The following is a 16,330-nucleotide window of genomic DNA, read 5'->3' on the forward strand; positions in this document are numbered from 1 at the left end:
CCTTTATTTTGGATAATTGGATAGTTCTGGCTTAGCAATAACCTGGAATCCGTAAGGTGTTGAAGGTTCTTCCTTCACAGTAACTACCAAGCGTTTCTGACTTCTGCTCTCACCGTCTTTCACGGCCACTACATAGGTTAGCTGATAAGTCGCTTCATCAACCATCAAACTAGATTCCAAAATCACAGACTGCAGTTGGCCTGGTTGTCTGTCTAGCCTTAACTGAGGATCTACAAAATCATCCATTTTCCCTTTATCAGAGTAATAAGCTGGTAAAAAGTAACGTGAAAAGGCATCTAGTTCCCCTGTTTTTGTCTGAATGGTTTTTAAATCAGAAAGTTCCTTGGATACAGCTGAAAGCTGCGTTTCTTGATGGTAAACTAGCGTAAGTGATAAGCCAGCAAGTGTCAGACTTCCTACTAGACTAAACACCATCAAAACTCTTCCCAGATACACCAAAAAAGAAGGTTTGGAGGAGTTTTTTGTTTTGAGTGTTTCCTGCTTCAAGGAAGGAACTTCCTCTTTTTCTTCAAGAGTTTGCGGTGGACGTGTTGTTTTAGTCTGGCGCTTAAAGAGAGATTTTTTCGCTTCTTTTGCGGAAGCCTCCTGGTGATTAACCGTACCAGGCTTCAGGAAGAGGCTATCTGCGATCCCCTCAAACGGCAAATAAATATCTTCTTGGTAGATTACTACATTCTTTTTATCCAGTTCTTCTACTAATAAAACAGCCTCTGCCTCCTGGTGTTTAACCTTAGCATTTTCTCGCTCCAGGGCTTGATACACAAGGTCCCGATTCTTATACGTTGTGGTTGTGTTTTGTGTCAGATTGGTCAGACGGTACATGTTTTTCAACCCCTTTCAATTTTCCTTCAGCAAGAGCTGTTTCAATATCAGCCCAAGTTAAATTATGTTTGGCCAAGTATGTTGATAGTTCCTCATGTTTGGCCAGAATGATTTGAGTTTCTAGCTGCTGCACTTTCTCTTCTTCCTTCTTGGCTTTGGTCATATAGTCAGCTAAGCGGTCTTCCGCTTTCTGTTTTTGTTTTTCCAAAGTTTCTAATTTTGTCATTGTTCCTTTTTCCCTTCTGTACTTTGTGTTTGATTAGTGATTGGTTTGTTTAACGATGGAATACTCGCCTTTTCGCTGGCGTTCAAGCTGTCCACAATCAAAATGGGGTCAATATGATTTACCAGGTATTTCCCATCTTGCTTGCTGAAGCGAATCCGTATGGTTCTTGAAGATCCTACGTTTGTTTGGGCGTTAGTATAATCATACTTCTTCTGTAACTGTGTCTGAGTGTATCTCACTTGAGCTAGGACAACATTATTTTCTTGATCGATGTAGATGGTAGAAGACTTCATCTGTGTATCCACTACATAGCCCTTATAGGTTTGTACCGTTGGTTCTTCTTCAGAGTTCACTTCCTGATTGTAAGCAGCTTCTGTCATATAGGGCAAATAGCGATTTCTATTTTCTCCAAGATCTTGCTTATTGAAGTAGGCTGTCAAAAATTCCTTTACATATTCTTGCGTTAGTTCGCTCCCCTCTGCTTTGGTTTCTTGTTGCGTAGTTTCAGCTTCCTGTTTAGCTTTCTTTTGCGATGAGGTTGCTGCTCCAATCCAGAATACGAATCCTAGAACTAGCACAACTCCTATAAGGATTCCTCCTATTTTCAGGAGTTTCAATTTCTCCATATCTATCATTTTCATGATTTACCTTCTTTCTTTTTTAATTCGGTGTTGCAAACGAATAGTAGTAAGCTGGATATAGGACAGAAAAATGTACCTTATCCTGTACTCCTTGGATATTACATTCTGAAACGAGGAATGAACCGTCTGGATTCACAGCTTCCACAATCGCAACATGGCCGTATACATCTGGTGTCCCACCAAATCCACCTACTACTGATACAACAGCTCCTTTTGTTGGAGTTGTACTATACCGCCATCCTTTTGCAACTAGGCTTGCCACCCAATCCTGACCATTACCAAGGTAACCATAAGCTCCTGATAAGTCTGTAATCGTTCCTAGTTCAACTAAACGATTATAGGCATACCAAGTACATTGTCCCACTTCATAACCGCTTCCTTGTTGTGTAGTCATAGAAGCTTGTGTAGGAGGGTGCTCCACTTTTGACTGATACTCGGCAGGGAAATTCCAGGAAGATGCTAACGCTCCACCTCCTCGAACTTGTTGAGTAAGAAAAGCGTGGATCTGCTTAGCATTATTCTGGCGCTCTAAGACCTTATCTCCAGAGTTTCCTTCCCAATTAACCAGGAAACGCTCTGTAAGCGTCTCTACATCCTCTGTACTAGTTAGAATTGAAGTTAGTCCTGTGATATAGTAAGGAGTATCCCCCTCCAACATAAAATCCAGTTGCAGTTCCAAATCATACCACTTCTTATTCTTAGATTTTGCATAGTTTAATAATAGAGTATGTCTCGTGGAGCCATCCGCTGTATCTGTCCACTGTCCCAATCCTAAACCTCGTCGAAGAATATTTGGGTATCTTCCGTTATAAATCGCTGGTCCTCCTATAGCTAACCAGGACTCATCATCCCATGAAGAAGAATCAGCCCCTACTGGTGGGCTAAGATAGTCTCCTTCAGCACGTTTAGGATTGATATTACTTTCAGTTGCAAAGTTCCCAAGCATGGCTGCCAAACCATTATCTGTCAGCCCTGGTACCTTTTGCTTCAAGTAGTCTTTTATCGCTCGTGATTTTTGTCCTAAATCACCATCAAGTGTAGTAATGACTGAGGTTGTCTGATTGTACGTGACAGATTGAAAGTAAAAGCCTGGATTGACTGATGTCCACTTTTCTTTCTTATCTTTTGTCTCTTTTTCCTCCAATTTTTGATATTGAATGACCTGGTAACCATTTGACGTTACCTTACCAACTTCATCTCCAGCTTTGACCTGATCACCGTCAGAAACACGGATATTTCCTACCTCTTCATAAGTAAAGATAGCTTTATCAGTTTTTATTGATACAGTAGTATCATCTGTCACACTGATTTTACCATCAATAGGTGCTCTTATAACTTGCCCTGTGGAAGCTTTTAGTTGTGTTTTTTCATAAATTTCACTCTTAGAGGTATAACCAAATCGCTTCAGGATAACTAAAGGGGCTTGATAAGAAGGATCATCCTCCTGGTAAAAAGGATTAGCTAGTTCTTGATAAGAAGGATAGCGACCAACTTCTTTAGTCAACTCCTCTAATTCTTTATACTCTTCTAGTTCACTGTCACTCAATTTGGCCCATTTTAATTTCGAAGACGAACCATATAAATCAGCCATCTTCTTCAAATTATGTGGATCATCATTCAAATGATTCCAAAGGTCATTCAAGGCATCAGAATAGTGATTAAAACCTAATGTACCAGCCCATTCACCACCTGTTCCGTCTTTCCAGGAACTCTCTGGTTTCCACTCACTACCGTAGCGAAAGTTCATGAAAAAGAGCATATCATCGATGTTGGTCCAATAGTCAACCTTATCATTTGACTTCTCTCTATCACGTTTACTGATCTGAAGCCAGGATTTGTTCAAGTCAAATTCATTTTGTTGGACTGGACCACTTCCTCCAAAAACAGACATAAATATCCCAAATACTGCAAAGATGAGGAACATTAAGAAATAGGACTTGACTGCCAACGGATTGGTTAGGAGGAAGCGCAGGGGCTTTGTCGCAAACTTTAAGACTTTTCCTGTACGTTTTGATGCCTTCCCAAACTTTGAACGTCCCAGTCGCTTTTTGGCATGTTTCATTTTTTTGCTGAGTTTTCCTTCCCAGGAGAACTCTTTTGGTGTTCGAGTATATCCTCGCCCTCTGATAAAATTATAGCTTTTATTAAGCTGACCATAACTATGCTTAATAGTATACTTAGATAGCTTTCCTGCAACTTTTGCAGCTCGTTTAGAGGCATTTACCTGGTACTTGAACTGACGAATATTTTGTCTAGCTTGAACCCAATCTCCAAGAATATCATTATCTCTGATTGTCTTCTCAACATCATGCCTCAGCTTCATTTTGGCACTTTGTTTTGTTCGTCTCTTTATACGATTGGGAATATAACTATCATCTGCCTTTTTAGCTCGTTTATAGAGCGTTGTTGCAATTTGTTTTTCCAACTTTGCTCGATCACGTTGTTGCTTAAAGAAAAGGCCTCTAGCTGTTGCTTGAGGTCTTTTATGTAGTTTATAATTTTTGTTCGCTAAGCGATAATTCTTCTTAGCTTCTTTAAATGCAACTTTTGAGTCTAAACGTGCTTCTTTAGGAGCTTTTTTATTATTGAGGGATGATCCTTCTTTGATTCTCCTCTTATGCTCCTGTTTTAATTGTTTTGGATCACTTTCAAACAAAAGAAATCACCTCTCTTTCTATTTTTTAACTATCTGTCGCAACCAATTGATACAGCTTGGTATCTTTAGGGATAGGATTTTCAAATGGAACAATGGTATCTCCAGCGACAATCAAACCAGTACCCTTTGCTTTTGGCCGCAAGACAAATCGCTCTAGCGAAGGCGTAAGAGGGATAACCTGCTCCAGGGCTTCCAGGTCTGTCCGTTTCAACTTCAGGAGGGCTAGAAACTCACAGTTTGCGACTAGCTTTCTACCTTCCTCTGTAGATAAAACAGTCTCTGGGTTCTGGGTAATCCCTGTTGGAATAGCCCCATACTTACGAATACGTGAGTATAGCTCTGTAAAGAAGGTTGCTTGCAGTTTATTTTTGAAGTATAGCTGCAACTCATCAAAGTACAACCATGTAATAGCTTTTCCTTGATTATTGACTACCTGGTTCCAGATGAAGTCCTGAATCACCAGGAGGGCAAATGGCTTCAATTTACCACTCAACTGCTTGAGATTGAAGATAATAAAGCGACTATTCATATTGACATTTGTAGGATGAGCAAAGATATCGTTTGAACCGATAGTATAAGGTTCTGCCTTCAGCGCCAGATCCTTGGCCACATCTTCTGGTTGACGTTCCAAAACTGCTTGCCAATCCTTAAAGGTTGGTTTTTCAAATTCCTCATAGGTCTTTCTCGTTACACGGTCAATCATCGCAAATTCATCGTCTGATACTTCAGAGAATATATTCTCAAACAAGGTTGATAAGAGGTTTGATTTTTGACCAATCGGGTCACTATCTTCTGCCTGCAGTTTATCCTTATCAGGGAGATCCAACAAATTAAAGTGATGTTGCGACCCAGGAGCGATTGTGATAATTTCTGCGCCCAATTCTCGGCCAATACCAGTGTACTCATCTTCAGGATCGACGATAATAATATTATCTTCAGGGTAACGTAGAGTCGTAGGAATAATCTCTCCTCCTTTAGCAAGAACAGATTTTCCTGATCCTGAAGTTCCAAAGATACAACCTGAACCTGTATTCAAGTCTTTCTTACGGTCAACTGTGATAGCGTTCTTAGATAGCTGATTCTGGCCATAATAAATTGCACGTGGGCTGTTAGATCGAAGATCTACGTTGGTAAATGGGACTTGTGTGGCCAAGTTACTGGTAGTCATATCTCTCATAAAACGGCGTTTCACATTAATAAATGGAATCCCAATCGGTAGAATCGTATTCAAGGATTCTTCCTGGTACAAATAACACTTAGCCAATTCTACCGTGTTCTTACGGACAGAGCGTTGAACCTGCTCTGTGTAGATGTTCAACTCTTCTAGACTGTCAGCCATGAAGAAAATCGTCATGACTCCTGAGAACATTTTTTGGTCATTATCTTGGAGTTCCACAGTCCATTTCTCTGTTTCACGAGATGTCTCCACAGCCTTCCCACCAACGGCCAAGTCACTTCCATAGCCTTCTTTGGCTGCAGCCTTCTGACTTTTGATCATTTCCCTGCGTACACTTGACTTAACTGTCTTGATTTTCTTCAAGGCATCTGCAGTATCATAGGGCTTCGCATGTAGGCTGATAGCAAGTTCAATTCCTGTATCCAGGATATTCTTAATCAGTTTGTCATTCAAGAAGGTAGGATATTGTTTAACATACATCACCCTTGCGAAACAATCATCAATTTTCATATGATCTTTTTCAAACTTCAGATAGTTTGGAGCTACAAAGTCCCTGGTTGATAAGCCAGAAATAGCGATGTCTTCATAGTTAAAATCAATAAAACCTTCTCGTCTCAAGAGTTTTCGGAAGATAAGAAGACGATCTAATCCCTCTAATTCCTTAAAGGAGATTCCTAAGCCACTATACTGACTTTCAATAACGCTAGCTGTATCATCGAGGATTCTTCTAGCTTGATGATCCTGATCTGTTTGGGTTGTGATTGTTAGATATTTTTCTACCTTAAAGGTATTTTGTTCCTGTGAAAAACGATCCTTGATCATCGCATTGTATTCTTTACGATAATCATCATATCCGTCTCCAACCAAATCATAGCGAATAGAAGATAAGCTATTGCTTTCTACTCGACGATTCAGGATCAATAGCTGCATATCATTGTCAATATCCAGCGAATTAAAAATATCAGCGCTTGTTTCAATGATATCAATTCGCTCATCATCTGTTGCAGTAATATAGCTTGTATCACCTAGGCGATAGGTCTTTGAGAATTGATCATTTGTAATTTTCATGAGCCCATCAGGCATCAACCATTGATAATTAAGGCTGTTCTGTGTAGAGGCCGTCATGGTACGTCTTAGACGTTTGGCCCGTTCCCGTTCTTCCTTAGAGAGTTTCGGGGTTTTCTTTCGGCCGAATAAATTCATTTCTTGTATATTCCTTTCTGTCATAATCTGTCTGATAAGAGCGTTCCTGCTTAGTCAAAAGGAAACGAACCTCATCTTTAATTTTTTCATCAATATAGCACCCGAAAATAACAAAAGGCGCTAATAATAAAATATCAACGCCATAAAGGATTATATCGGGTGCCTTCAGCCAATAGAGGATAGTAGTGACAACTACTGTCAATGCGATACCAAATAGTAGCACTAACTGCCTCAGTGTCATATACCCTAAAACTGGCCTTTCGTAGCTATCTAAAGCCTTTAAAAATTCACTGCCTAAACGTGTCATTCTATTCCTTCCTTTCCATTATCCGGGCCATAAAAGGTATCTACAATCCCTGCAGAACGTACAGCCGATTCCAATGCTGATCTCGCTAGCTCAGAAGCTGCAATCGTTCTCACTTTCACTTCCCATAGTTCTTCCTCCTTCTTTTTAATTAATTCATCCGCCCACTCATTATCTTTAATCAGCTCATCTCGTCGTTGCTTCAATTGTTCTAAATCCATTTGATTATCCTTTCATCAAAAAAACAGCTCTGTTTTTAGAACTGTTTCTTTATCTGTTATTTTTATTTATTGAAAAGTCTTTGCCAGAATGAACGTCCTTCTAAAGACTCTATCTTCTCTTCTGCTGCATTTTTCAGTTTACGTAAATGTTGTGATTCATTGGTTAGACGTTGATTTTCAGAGAAAATTTCTCCTTTTTCCTGCTTCAGTCTTTGTTTATCTGATTCTAGTTTTTGATTTTCCTTTTCTAACTTCTTGTAATACTCCTCCTCTTCGTGATAGTTTCTCAAGATTGTTTCGGCTTGCTCAATTTCTTTTCTCAGCTGGTTGACTTTCTCAGTTTTTTGAACGAAGTTCTCTTCCAACTTCTTAATTTTTTCCTGCAATTTCTGACACTGTTCCTCATAAGTTTTCAAAGTTTGGTACTTCCTTTCATTATCATCTAAAAAGACAAATGCTTCTAAATGGTATTTATCAAAACTCCCATACAGTTTATAGTTTCTTTCCTGATAAACTTCCCTCACTCTATCAGCAACACTTTTAACCTGTTCTGGTGAAGTAAATTCTTCAGGTACATAAATCTTAGTAGACTTAGGGAAATGAGCCTTGGCTTCAAACAAGGGAATGCCTTCTTTAGCTAATTTTATCCGTTTAACAGGTTCTGGTCTACTCGTTTTATAAAATTCAATACCCAGTTGACCATTTAAACGGTAGTATTCAGAATAAGGATTGGTCTCATCGATATCAATCAAGAGCTTTAGAATAACAAAATCTTCATCTTCAAACACTATCCGTTGCATCAGAGAAATAGCTTTAGGAAAAATATAAGCCGTATGATCGTCATATTCAATCTGAAATTTCTCAATAGTCTTAAAAGCCTCGATAAAAGCATTCAGCTCAGAGGAATATTCAAAGCTACTTTCTAACCCCTTTAACGGGCTCTCTTCACCTGGATAGTAACTAAAGTATGGTTGCCCTACATAGCGACCATCTTTTTTCTGGCTACTTCTTGGATTAACCTTGAGACCCGTTTCCAAATCAAAAAGAGTCGCTTGTTCTTTTGGTGTCGTGATAATTTGTGCTCGCCCCTTTAGAGCGAGTGCTTGGAAAGCATTCACAATCTCTTCTTCTCCGGATTCTTTCCGCCATACTGCATAAAACTTTGAAACAGCCATACCATCTCTCCTTCAGCATTCTCTCTTCATTATACCATATCCTAGTTCACCTGCAGGATATTCTTGGCCATTCGTTGGCTGCCAAATAGCATGACAATGTAAATAATTCCTTTTGCGATGGCAACCAAGGCACTTGTCCAAGCTCCAGTTTTCTCAACTGTCAGGAGATCATTAGTGACAATGGCTGGATAAAGCATGATCACAACCACTAAAATCAATCCCTGAAGGACAGCAGCAGCATAGAGCTTAAAGAAACCGAGGCAGATCGGGCGTAAGCTATCCACCATGTAACAAGCGACAATAATTTTAGCAATTCCCTTATACGTATAGAGCGTAAAGGAACGCAACAAAATCAATAACTTAGTCGAGATTTGACCGATAAAGTCAACGACATTATAAACAAACTGTAGCATTGACTTAGCGGCCCAGTTTAAATTGCTCCAACTTAGCTCAACATCATTTTTTATCTCTTTAATTCCCAAGCTAGCAATAGATTTGATAATGACATTAAACAACCAAGACAAGGCATCAAAAATCGCATCCACATAGAGGATAAAGAAGAGGGCAATGGCATACTTGAGGATTTCTTCAATCCAAAGCTGAAAAGACAACTCCCCACCGTTGCTTTTAAGATGCTGGTGCCAGTTCATGAGGTTGATCCCCATAAAAAGGAGAAGAAGCAAAATGGCAACCTTCTCCATCGAACCCGAAACAGTTTCCATCAACTCATAAGCAGTCGCATTATAGTCTTTCAGACTCATAGTTAGTTGATCAAGTGTGGATTGGTTCATAAAACCACCTCCTTTTCTTCATTCTACCCAAGTGACTGAAGACCTGTTGCCAAAGCGGTAAAGAGTGCTTTTAGGACGGCACCTAGAAGTGCACCTAGGATCAAACTTTGGATCCCTTTATCCTTCTTGTCATCTAATTCACGTTTGATTCCTACTGCTAAGTCCCAGGCTCCCCAGGCGGCCCATCCAATACCGATAATCCCACCGATATTCCCAATTTTGTTAATAAAATCTACAACTGCATCCATTCTTTTTTCTCACTTTCTTTTTATAAAAAAGGTACTAAGAAAGATTCCTAGTACCTACTTTGTTTATTTAATACTATATTTCATCCTCTGGACGAAAGGTTAGAGAGAGGGCTGTAATCACAGCCAAGACAACGATGATGGTCGTTTCCCACCAGTAATAGATTGGAACACCGTGAGGGAAAACAAAATCTATCATCAGGTTATTAAACCATTCTGGAGCAGGAATATTCTGCCTAGTTAGGAAAACATATCCCTGTAATCCAAAACCTATAGCGAAGAAAGAGACAATCTTAAACACAAACCAACCAATTGCTGTCGCAATCAAGCTCTTAATCAGATTAAAGATAAAGAGGAGAAACATGAGTGGAGTCGCAACCATCAAAACAGCAGCTCTCACAATCACACTCGGTAGGTTCTTTACTCCTGACCAGATGGCTTTCCCTAGCCAACGCAGGCCTTTTTTCCACTTCTTCTCTTCTTCAGGTTTGGTTACTTCTGATTTTGTTTTAGTTGGGGTATAGTATCTGTATCCACTTCTAGTCACATGTGCATCCATTTTCGTGTCCTTTCTCATCTCTCTTCCCCCTCTTTTTTATGGCTTCATTATACCATAGATGAGGGGGAATTTCTAGATGTTCTATTTTTTATACTTACGAAGACCTGCAAGACTCAATAATCCCAAAATCATTCCCACAACTGGAAGCATGCTTGCTGCTGATCCAGTGTTTGGCAAAATAGTTTCTTGTTTCTTGTTCCAAGCATAGTTATAAGAAACAGGTACTTGAATATCTACAGCTTTAGTTTGTGCTACATAAGACACAAGTTTACCAGTTTCGTCATAGACTTCGATAGGTGTTTCGCCAGCTTCAAGGATAGCTTTCTTCTGCGCTTCAAGGTCAGCTAAACGCTTAGCCTCTACTTGTTCGCTATACAAAGCAAAGAGTTTGTCATAGGCTTCTTGATCGATTTTTTTCTCTTGTAACAACTTGTCAAAAATAACTTGCGCTTCTTTCAAAGCAGTTTCTTTCTGTTTAAGAGTTGTTTCTTTTCCAGCAAGAACTTTCTTAGCTTTAGCCAAGTTTGGCTCTGCATTGAGCAAATTTTCAAGGTCAGCCTTGGCATTTTCAAGCGTCTTATTAGCTTGTGCTACTTTGTCTTTAGCAAGGTTAAGATTGTTTTCAGCAATCTGTACTAGTGCTTTAAGTTCAACCAATTTATCTTGTTCAGTTGCTAGGTTGTTTCTAGCGTTAGTAAGGTTAGTTTGCTTATCAGCAAGTTCTTGTTTCGCTTTTTCGAGGTTTTGTTGCTTGATTCTAACGTCAGCAGTTAAAGCATCTAGTGCCTTTTTAGCATTTTCTAGGCGCTTGTTCGCATTAGCGAGCGTGCCTTGTGCTTTTTCAAGATCTCTTTGAGCAGTCGGTGTTTGTAATGGTGTCGCTTTAAGTCTTGAAAATTCTTCCTTAACTTGCTTTTCTGCAGATAAAGCTGTATCGTATTCTGTTTGAGCTTTTCTGAGATCAGTTTGTGCATCAAGATTATTTTTCTGTGCTAATCCAAGAGATACAACTGCAGCTTTATAAGCCCTAGTTAGAGCCTCAGCTGAATTAGGGTTGCTAAATTCTGTCTTATCAAGTTTCGTTCCTGAAACTTTTGTATCTGCTACTGTCAACCAGTGAGAACTTGTGACTCCTTCACGTTTTGATAAAGAGAAGCCAAAGTAATCTTTATTCCCTGAAGACGTTTGCGATAGTCCAGCTATACTCTCAGCATGCTGCCATTCTAAGCCATTAAATAAAAACTTAACAATACTCTTATAGATAAAGCGTTTAGCATCATCCATAGTATGAATTTCATCACCACTATTGACACCGTACATATTCTCTAAATATTGAGAAGAATTGTTCTTTGATGAAGGAAGGCCATATTCTCGGGCTACGTCATTGATAACCTTTTTATCATGACCTGCACCAAACTTCCAATTATCAGAAACATAACCATCAGTTACCTTTTTAGCGACATCAAGCATCCCTTTTGAGACAACTGTTTTATTTGTGCCAAAACGTTGACGGACTTGATTCAACAAATCATTCGCAAAGAAAGCCAATTCCATTTGCTGTGCTTTGGTCAAATTATTTGGATCAACAGAAATTTGCTGATCTTTTTTATTGGACTTAAATTGATTAAGCTCTACATTTTCCTGATTGACTTGTTCAAGTTTGCGCTGTTGTGCTGCATTGTGTTTATCCCAAAGAGTCTCTTGCTCAAGAATACTATATGGATTATTCACATAAGATTTTAGTGCTTCCACATAGCTGTCTGAAATTTGCAAAGTATTTATCGCATTATACTTTTCTTTAGCGTCTGAAAATTCCGATTGGGCTTTATGGAGGGCTGATTGAGTTTGATTTGCTGTCTCTTTTGCTTTAGATAATGCATTCTTAGTAGTTGAAACAACAGAACTAGCCTTTGTAACTTTTTCTTGTGCCTCAGCCGTAGCGTGAGCTAGGTTTTTGTCAGCAATTTTTGCTTGGGCTAAATTCGCATTTTTACTTTCTACAGCCGCTGATGCCTCTTTCAATGCTTTTTCGGCATCTGCTTTTTCAGATATTACTTTTGCTTGACCTGTACCGTCAAGGATAGCTTGTGCTTTATCTACATTAGTCTGTGCATCTCTGACTTCCTTTTCAGCAGTCGTTACCTTGTCCTTAGACTTCTCAACCACTTTTTCTTGGTCTTTAGCTACTTGATTAGCTTTGTCAAAGTCGTTTTTAGCATTTTTTTCTTGCTTTTCAGCATTCGTCTTACCAGTTTCAGCATCGACAACTTCTTGCTTTTGCTTTTCAATATTTTCTGGTGTCGCTTTGTCCTTGACTGCTTGCGCCTTATCTACTTCAGACTGAGCATTATCCTTTTCGGATTGAGCCTCGTCTTTTTCAGACTGTTCACGGTCTTTCTTAGCTTGTGCTTTATCTACTGCTTGAGTAGAAGTATCAAGTTTATTTTTTGCATCTTTAACTTGTTCTTGAGTGACAATAATTCCACTAGCTTCACTCGTAAAAGATTGCAATTCTGTGGGAGCTGTTACTACAGGTATTTCATCTGCATGACCGATCGTACTTGCTAGACCAAAACCAATAACTGCTGTCCCTCCAACTGTTAATTGTACAGTTTTTTTCATTTTATTTTTCCTATCTACTTTAAAAAAAAGGTGGCAGTTCCTGTTACTATACCACCTTTTTTGCAGCTCACTAATCTATTTTATTCCACTTCTTTCTTACGCTTCACACCAACTAAACCTAGCATAGACAAAATACCAGTACCAACATAACCAAGCATACTAGAAGCTGTACCAGTATTCGGAAGTGAAGGTTTTTTCGGTTCTTGTGGTTTTGGAGGTTCAGGAGTATGAGTTGTGACTTTCGCTTCCATTTCTTGACCATTTAACACATTCACAAATGTATTTTCAACCTCACCACTTGCGATACGTTCTACTTCAACATAGAAATCAGCGTCAAACGTTCCTCGTACTCCAAGAGAGTTCAAGAACTCTTTGTCAATAGTATATGACCACTTACCATCTTTTTCATTCCATGTTACTTTAACAATCTTCTTGATAAAGTCAGAGTTTGTACTTTGGTCAAACTCAAATTGGAAAGCATAAACAGCACCTTTAGCAATCTTATCTCCTGCCTTAACCACTTTACCGTCAGACAAGACTACATCATAAGGTAACACAAGCTCTTTTTGTGCTGTATATTCTGTACCCTTGATGATACCCTTCCAATTACCAGTATAGCGGTCATGCTTCGTATCCAGCTTATCTACACCATCATATTGGTACAACATATGGTGTCTTTCTGGAACAGTTGCACCATCAAGAAGGTACTGAAGAAAATCACCTAGTTGGACTTCTTTGCCATCAAGGACTTTCTTGCCAGTTCTATCAAGTGCATGTTTTTCTGGGTGTTTTGGTTTAGGTGGCTCTGATGTACGAGTAGTAACTTTGGCAGCCATTTCTTGTTTATTAACAATATTGACAAAAGTATTCTCAATCTTATCACCAGTTTCAATACGCTCAACTTCAACATAGAAATCGGCATCAAATGTACCACGTACACCAAGAGAGTTCAAGAACTCTTTGTCAATAGTGTAAGCCCACTTACCGTCTTTTTCGTTCCAAGTTACTTTAACAATTTTCTTGATAAAGTCAGAGTTTGTACTTTGGTCAAATTCAAATTGGAAAGCATAAACAGCACCTTTAGCAATCTTATCGCCAGCTTTTACAACTTTACCATCCTTCAGGATAACATCGTATGGCAACGTTAGATCTTTTTCTGCTGTGTACTCTGTACCCTTAATGATACCTTTCCAATTACCTGTGTATCTGTCATGCTTCGTATCCAGCTTATCTACACCATCATACTGAGAAATAGTGTCATGTTTAGCTGGAACAGCCACACCATTCAAGAAATATTGAATCAACTGTCCAATTTGAACTTCCTGACCATCAAGAACTTTTTTACCATCTTTATCAAGCACATGTTTTTCAGGCTTGACATCTGGAACTTCAGCAGTTACCAAATTAGACTTATGATCAATTCCAAAATCGATCTGATGGAAATCATTTTGAACCTTTTGACCTTCTTTTACCAACAATTTAGCAAACAAATCAAAAGTCACATTTTTACCTTTAGAAACATAGTTCTTGTAATAAGCAGCATTGTCCTTCGGAACCCACATATAGAACTCACCTTTTGGTGACAATCCTGCTTCTTTCAAGATTTCATTGACAACATCTGTTCTTCCTTTTTCAGAAAGAACGTGATACATATCAAATAACTGTTTCACATCTTTTGCTTGATCATCGGTTACCTTGATTTTAGCATCATCAACAGTATAAGCGCCATCTTGCACATCGTCTACAATCGCAAAACGTTTTGCGATTGATTTAGGGGACGTAGTCAATTTTGAATAAGGAGCATAATCCGTTTTCAATGTAAACTTCACATTCTTATCAAATGTCTTAGCCCCATCAATGTTATTTCCATGTGTATCCTCAATAGATTTTTTAATATTTACAGATGGTTTGTACTTCAAGTTAGCATAGTGAACATGAACCGTACGACTTTTTACTTTACCTGGCTCAGGAAGATATTCAGGATCAGGAATTGTATCCTTTTCATGCTGCTCCAATTCTGGCGGATGAATTTCATCTACCGTCTCCACGATATTATTATTCCCCCAAAGTTGGAATGTATATGTTGCTTCATACAATTCCCTATCCGAGTAAAGTGGTAGACCTTCCGCTTTTCGTTGCGCATCATAATACTTACGATATGCTTCAAATTTTTCCTGTGAATAAGGTTTAAATTCTTTTTTACCAGCATAATAACTCAAATGTCCTTTTGAACCATATCCAATAGATACAATCGTTCCAACAGGCGTATCATAAAAATCGTTTACATCTGTATAGATTGGGTCACCAGCTTTATATTTATCTAAACCTGTACTGTCGTCTGATTGATACGTACCTGACGTTTTCACACCTTGCCAACCAGTTTTATTCCCAAACGCTGGAATAGGTGCCTCTTGAACCAATGAATCACTAGGTGTTTTTACAATACCTGTCGAACCATCTTCATAGGTATGACGAACAGCCTGAAGATAATCAATATCTGAATACACATCGGCACGTCCAATGTTTAATGGCTTACCAGTTACCTCATCAAAAAACTCATAATCGAAATCAGGATTCAAATAATTAAATGGGCTAAATCCAAATGGTGAAACACCTTTATTTTTCAACCACCAAACCCACAAACGACTGTAAACCTGAGAATTACCTTCTTTTTCAAATTCCTTGGTAGGTGTTGATTTTGAAGTGAATTTTACAGAAATTGTTTTTCCAGATGCAGTCTTACCAATTTTATGCAGTGTAAACGAATCGCCTTCCTTAATATTTTTTAGAATTGTACCACCTATCGACGTGGCATTTTGTCGAGCGATTTCCTCTTTGTCAAGCATATCTGGACGGCCTAGTTCAATCGTAGTCTCAGAAGTAGCCCCTAAAGTCCCTTTAACCAACTCCAAATCTTTTACTCCTGAAAATACTGCGGTCATTTTACCGTAGTATTCCAAAGAACCACGTTTTGTTTCATCATAGTCACCATACAAAGTAATATTTGGTGCAGTTGCAGAAACACCTTTATTTTTAAGCTCTTCCAATTTTCGTTCATAAGCTTTTTTATCTTCAGCATATTTAGCTAAACTTTCTTTATTACGCTTATCAATCTTATCATTCTTTTCTTTAAGGTCTTTTTTAGCCTTCTCATGAGCCTGACGAATCTTTTCGTTTTCATCCTGAACACGCTTCTTCTCCGTCTCATTATCCACTACATCTTTCTTGTAGCTAGCAATTTCAGTAGAAACCTTATTTGCTTGATTCGCATAATCCTTTTCTACATTAGCTTGTTTCTTCGCAAGTTCGTCTTGCCCCTGAGCAACACCTAAATCCACAGAAGAATCCTGTTTTACTTCTAAACCTGCTTTCTTAGCTTCAGAAACAGCTTTATCTACAGTTGAATGATCTACTACAACATCAACGGTAGTATTCTGCTTGGCAGTTTCGTCCTGCTTAGGTGCTTCTTGTTTAGGTGCTTCCTGAACAGTTTTTGGCACATTTTGATTTGCACTCAACTCATCAGCAGATACACTACCTGATGAAAAAGCCATAGCAAGAGCAGCCATACCCAAAATTACTCCACAAGCACCGTAGCGCTTCACCTTACGAATTGATCCAAATACTTTTGTTTCTTGTGTTTTAAACATTTTTTCTTTTCTCCTTT

Annotated in this window: 13 protein-coding genes; all 13 read right to left on the reverse strand. The window is 38.7% G+C overall.

What is annotated here, in order from left to right; translation table 11 throughout:
- Positions 1–3: 3 nt before the first annotated feature.
- Entirely contained in the window at positions 4–843 is an 840-nt protein-coding gene (locus tag D8804_RS01820) for a hypothetical protein (protein WP_125398630.1), read from the reverse strand.
- A complete protein-coding gene (locus D8804_RS01825) occupies positions 797–1,069 on the reverse strand; it encodes a type III restriction endonuclease (RefSeq protein WP_125398631.1) in 273 nt (90 codons plus the stop codon). Before D8804_RS01825 ends, D8804_RS01820 begins: the two co-directional genes overlap by 47 nt.
- Positions 1,066–1,710, reverse strand: coding sequence for a hypothetical protein (locus D8804_RS01830; protein ID WP_000781853.1), 645 nt, complete (start codon positions 1,708–1,710; stop codon positions 1,066–1,068). The genes D8804_RS01825 and D8804_RS01830 overlap by 4 nt, the downstream gene beginning before the upstream one ends.
- Before the next feature lie 19 nt (positions 1,711–1,729).
- Positions 1,730–4,366 carry a phage tail tip lysozyme gene (locus D8804_RS01835; protein WP_125398632.1) on the reverse strand — a complete coding sequence of 879 codons (2,637 nt, stop codon included), beginning with the start codon at positions 4,364–4,366 and terminating at the stop codon, positions 1,730–1,732.
- Positions 4,367–4,391: 25 nt separating this feature from the next.
- A complete protein-coding gene (locus D8804_RS01840; protein WP_125398633.1) occupies positions 4,392–6,746 on the reverse strand; it encodes a VirB4-like conjugal transfer ATPase, CD1110 family in 2,355 nt (784 codons plus the stop codon).
- Complete coding sequence (locus D8804_RS01845) at positions 6,706–7,053, reverse strand: PrgI family protein (protein ID WP_006155160.1); 348 nt, start codon at positions 7,051–7,053, stop codon at positions 6,706–6,708. Before D8804_RS01845 ends, D8804_RS01840 begins: the two co-directional genes overlap by 41 nt.
- On the reverse strand, positions 7,050–7,271 hold the full coding sequence (locus D8804_RS01850) for a hypothetical protein (protein WP_125398634.1): 222 nt from the start codon (positions 7,269–7,271) through the stop codon (positions 7,050–7,052). Before D8804_RS01850 ends, D8804_RS01845 begins: the two co-directional genes overlap by 4 nt.
- 62 nt (positions 7,272–7,333) lie before the next feature.
- Positions 7,334–8,446 carry a hypothetical protein gene (locus tag D8804_RS01855; RefSeq protein ID WP_125398635.1) on the reverse strand — a complete coding sequence of 371 codons (1,113 nt, stop codon included), beginning with the start codon at positions 8,444–8,446 and terminating at the stop codon, positions 7,334–7,336.
- 41 nt (positions 8,447–8,487) lie between these two features.
- Positions 8,488–9,237: a hypothetical protein gene (locus D8804_RS01860; protein ID WP_125398636.1), complete on the reverse strand. Its 750-nt coding sequence runs from the start codon at positions 9,235–9,237 to the stop codon at positions 8,488–8,490.
- A 23-nt stretch (positions 9,238–9,260) separates the two neighbouring features.
- A complete protein-coding gene (locus tag D8804_RS01865; RefSeq protein WP_000340303.1) occupies positions 9,261–9,485 on the reverse strand; it encodes a hypothetical protein in 225 nt (74 codons plus the stop codon).
- Between the two features lie 73 nt (positions 9,486–9,558).
- Complete coding sequence (locus tag D8804_RS01870; RefSeq protein WP_125398637.1) at positions 9,559–10,059, reverse strand: hypothetical protein; 501 nt, start codon at positions 10,057–10,059, stop codon at positions 9,559–9,561.
- Between the two features lie 63 nt (positions 10,060–10,122).
- Positions 10,123–12,663 carry an SEC10/PgrA surface exclusion domain-containing protein gene (locus D8804_RS01875; RefSeq protein WP_125398638.1) on the reverse strand — a complete coding sequence of 847 codons (2,541 nt, stop codon included), beginning with the start codon at positions 12,661–12,663 and terminating at the stop codon, positions 10,123–10,125.
- 80 nt (positions 12,664–12,743) lie between these two features.
- Positions 12,744–16,313, reverse strand: coding sequence for an SspB-related isopeptide-forming adhesin (locus D8804_RS01880; protein WP_125398639.1), 3,570 nt, complete (start codon positions 16,311–16,313; stop codon positions 12,744–12,746).
- Positions 16,314–16,330: the final 17 nt, after the last annotated feature.

Origin of the sequence: Streptococcus oralis (assembly GCF_003944215.1) — a bacterium.
GTDB classification, from domain to species: Bacteria; Bacillota; Bacilli; order Lactobacillales; family Streptococcaceae; genus Streptococcus; species Streptococcus oralis_BI.

Bases quoted from the DNA above. Each gene is read 5' to 3' on its own strand.
- D8804_RS01840 (WP_125398633.1), bottom strand. From the start codon at position 6,746: ATGAATTTATTCGGCCGAAAGAAAACCCCGAAACTCTCTAAGGAAGAA.
- D8804_RS01860 (WP_125398636.1), bottom strand. From the start codon at position 9,237: ATGAACCAATCCACACTTGATCAACTAACTATGAGTCTGAAAGACTAT.
- D8804_RS01845 (WP_006155160.1), bottom strand. From the start codon at position 7,053: ATGACACGTTTAGGCAGTGAATTTTTAAAGGCTTTAGATAGCTACGAA.
- D8804_RS01830 (WP_000781853.1), bottom strand. From the start codon at position 1,710: ATGAAAATGATAGATATGGAGAAATTGAAACTCCTGAAAATAGGAGGA.
- D8804_RS01865 (WP_000340303.1), bottom strand. From the start codon at position 9,485: ATGGATGCAGTTGTAGATTTTATTAACAAAATTGGGAATATCGGTGGG.
- D8804_RS01855 (WP_125398635.1), bottom strand. From the start codon at position 8,446: ATGGCTGTTTCAAAGTTTTATGCAGTATGGCGGAAAGAATCCGGAGAA.
- D8804_RS01880 (WP_125398639.1), bottom strand. From the start codon at position 16,313: ATGTTTAAAACACAAGAAACAAAAGTATTTGGATCAATTCGTAAGGTG.
- D8804_RS01870 (WP_125398637.1), bottom strand. From the start codon at position 10,059: ATGAGAAAGGACACGAAAATGGATGCACATGTGACTAGAAGTGGATAC.
- D8804_RS01850 (WP_125398634.1), bottom strand. From the start codon at position 7,271: ATGGATTTAGAACAATTGAAGCAACGACGAGATGAGCTGATTAAAGAT.
- D8804_RS01820 (WP_125398630.1), bottom strand. From the start codon at position 843: ATGTACCGTCTGACCAATCTGACACAAAACACAACCACAACGTATAAG.
- D8804_RS01875 (WP_125398638.1), bottom strand. From the start codon at position 12,663: ATGAAAAAAACTGTACAATTAACAGTTGGAGGGACAGCAGTTATTGGT.
- D8804_RS01825 (WP_125398631.1), bottom strand. From the start codon at position 1,069: ATGACAAAATTAGAAACTTTGGAAAAACAAAAACAGAAAGCGGAAGAC.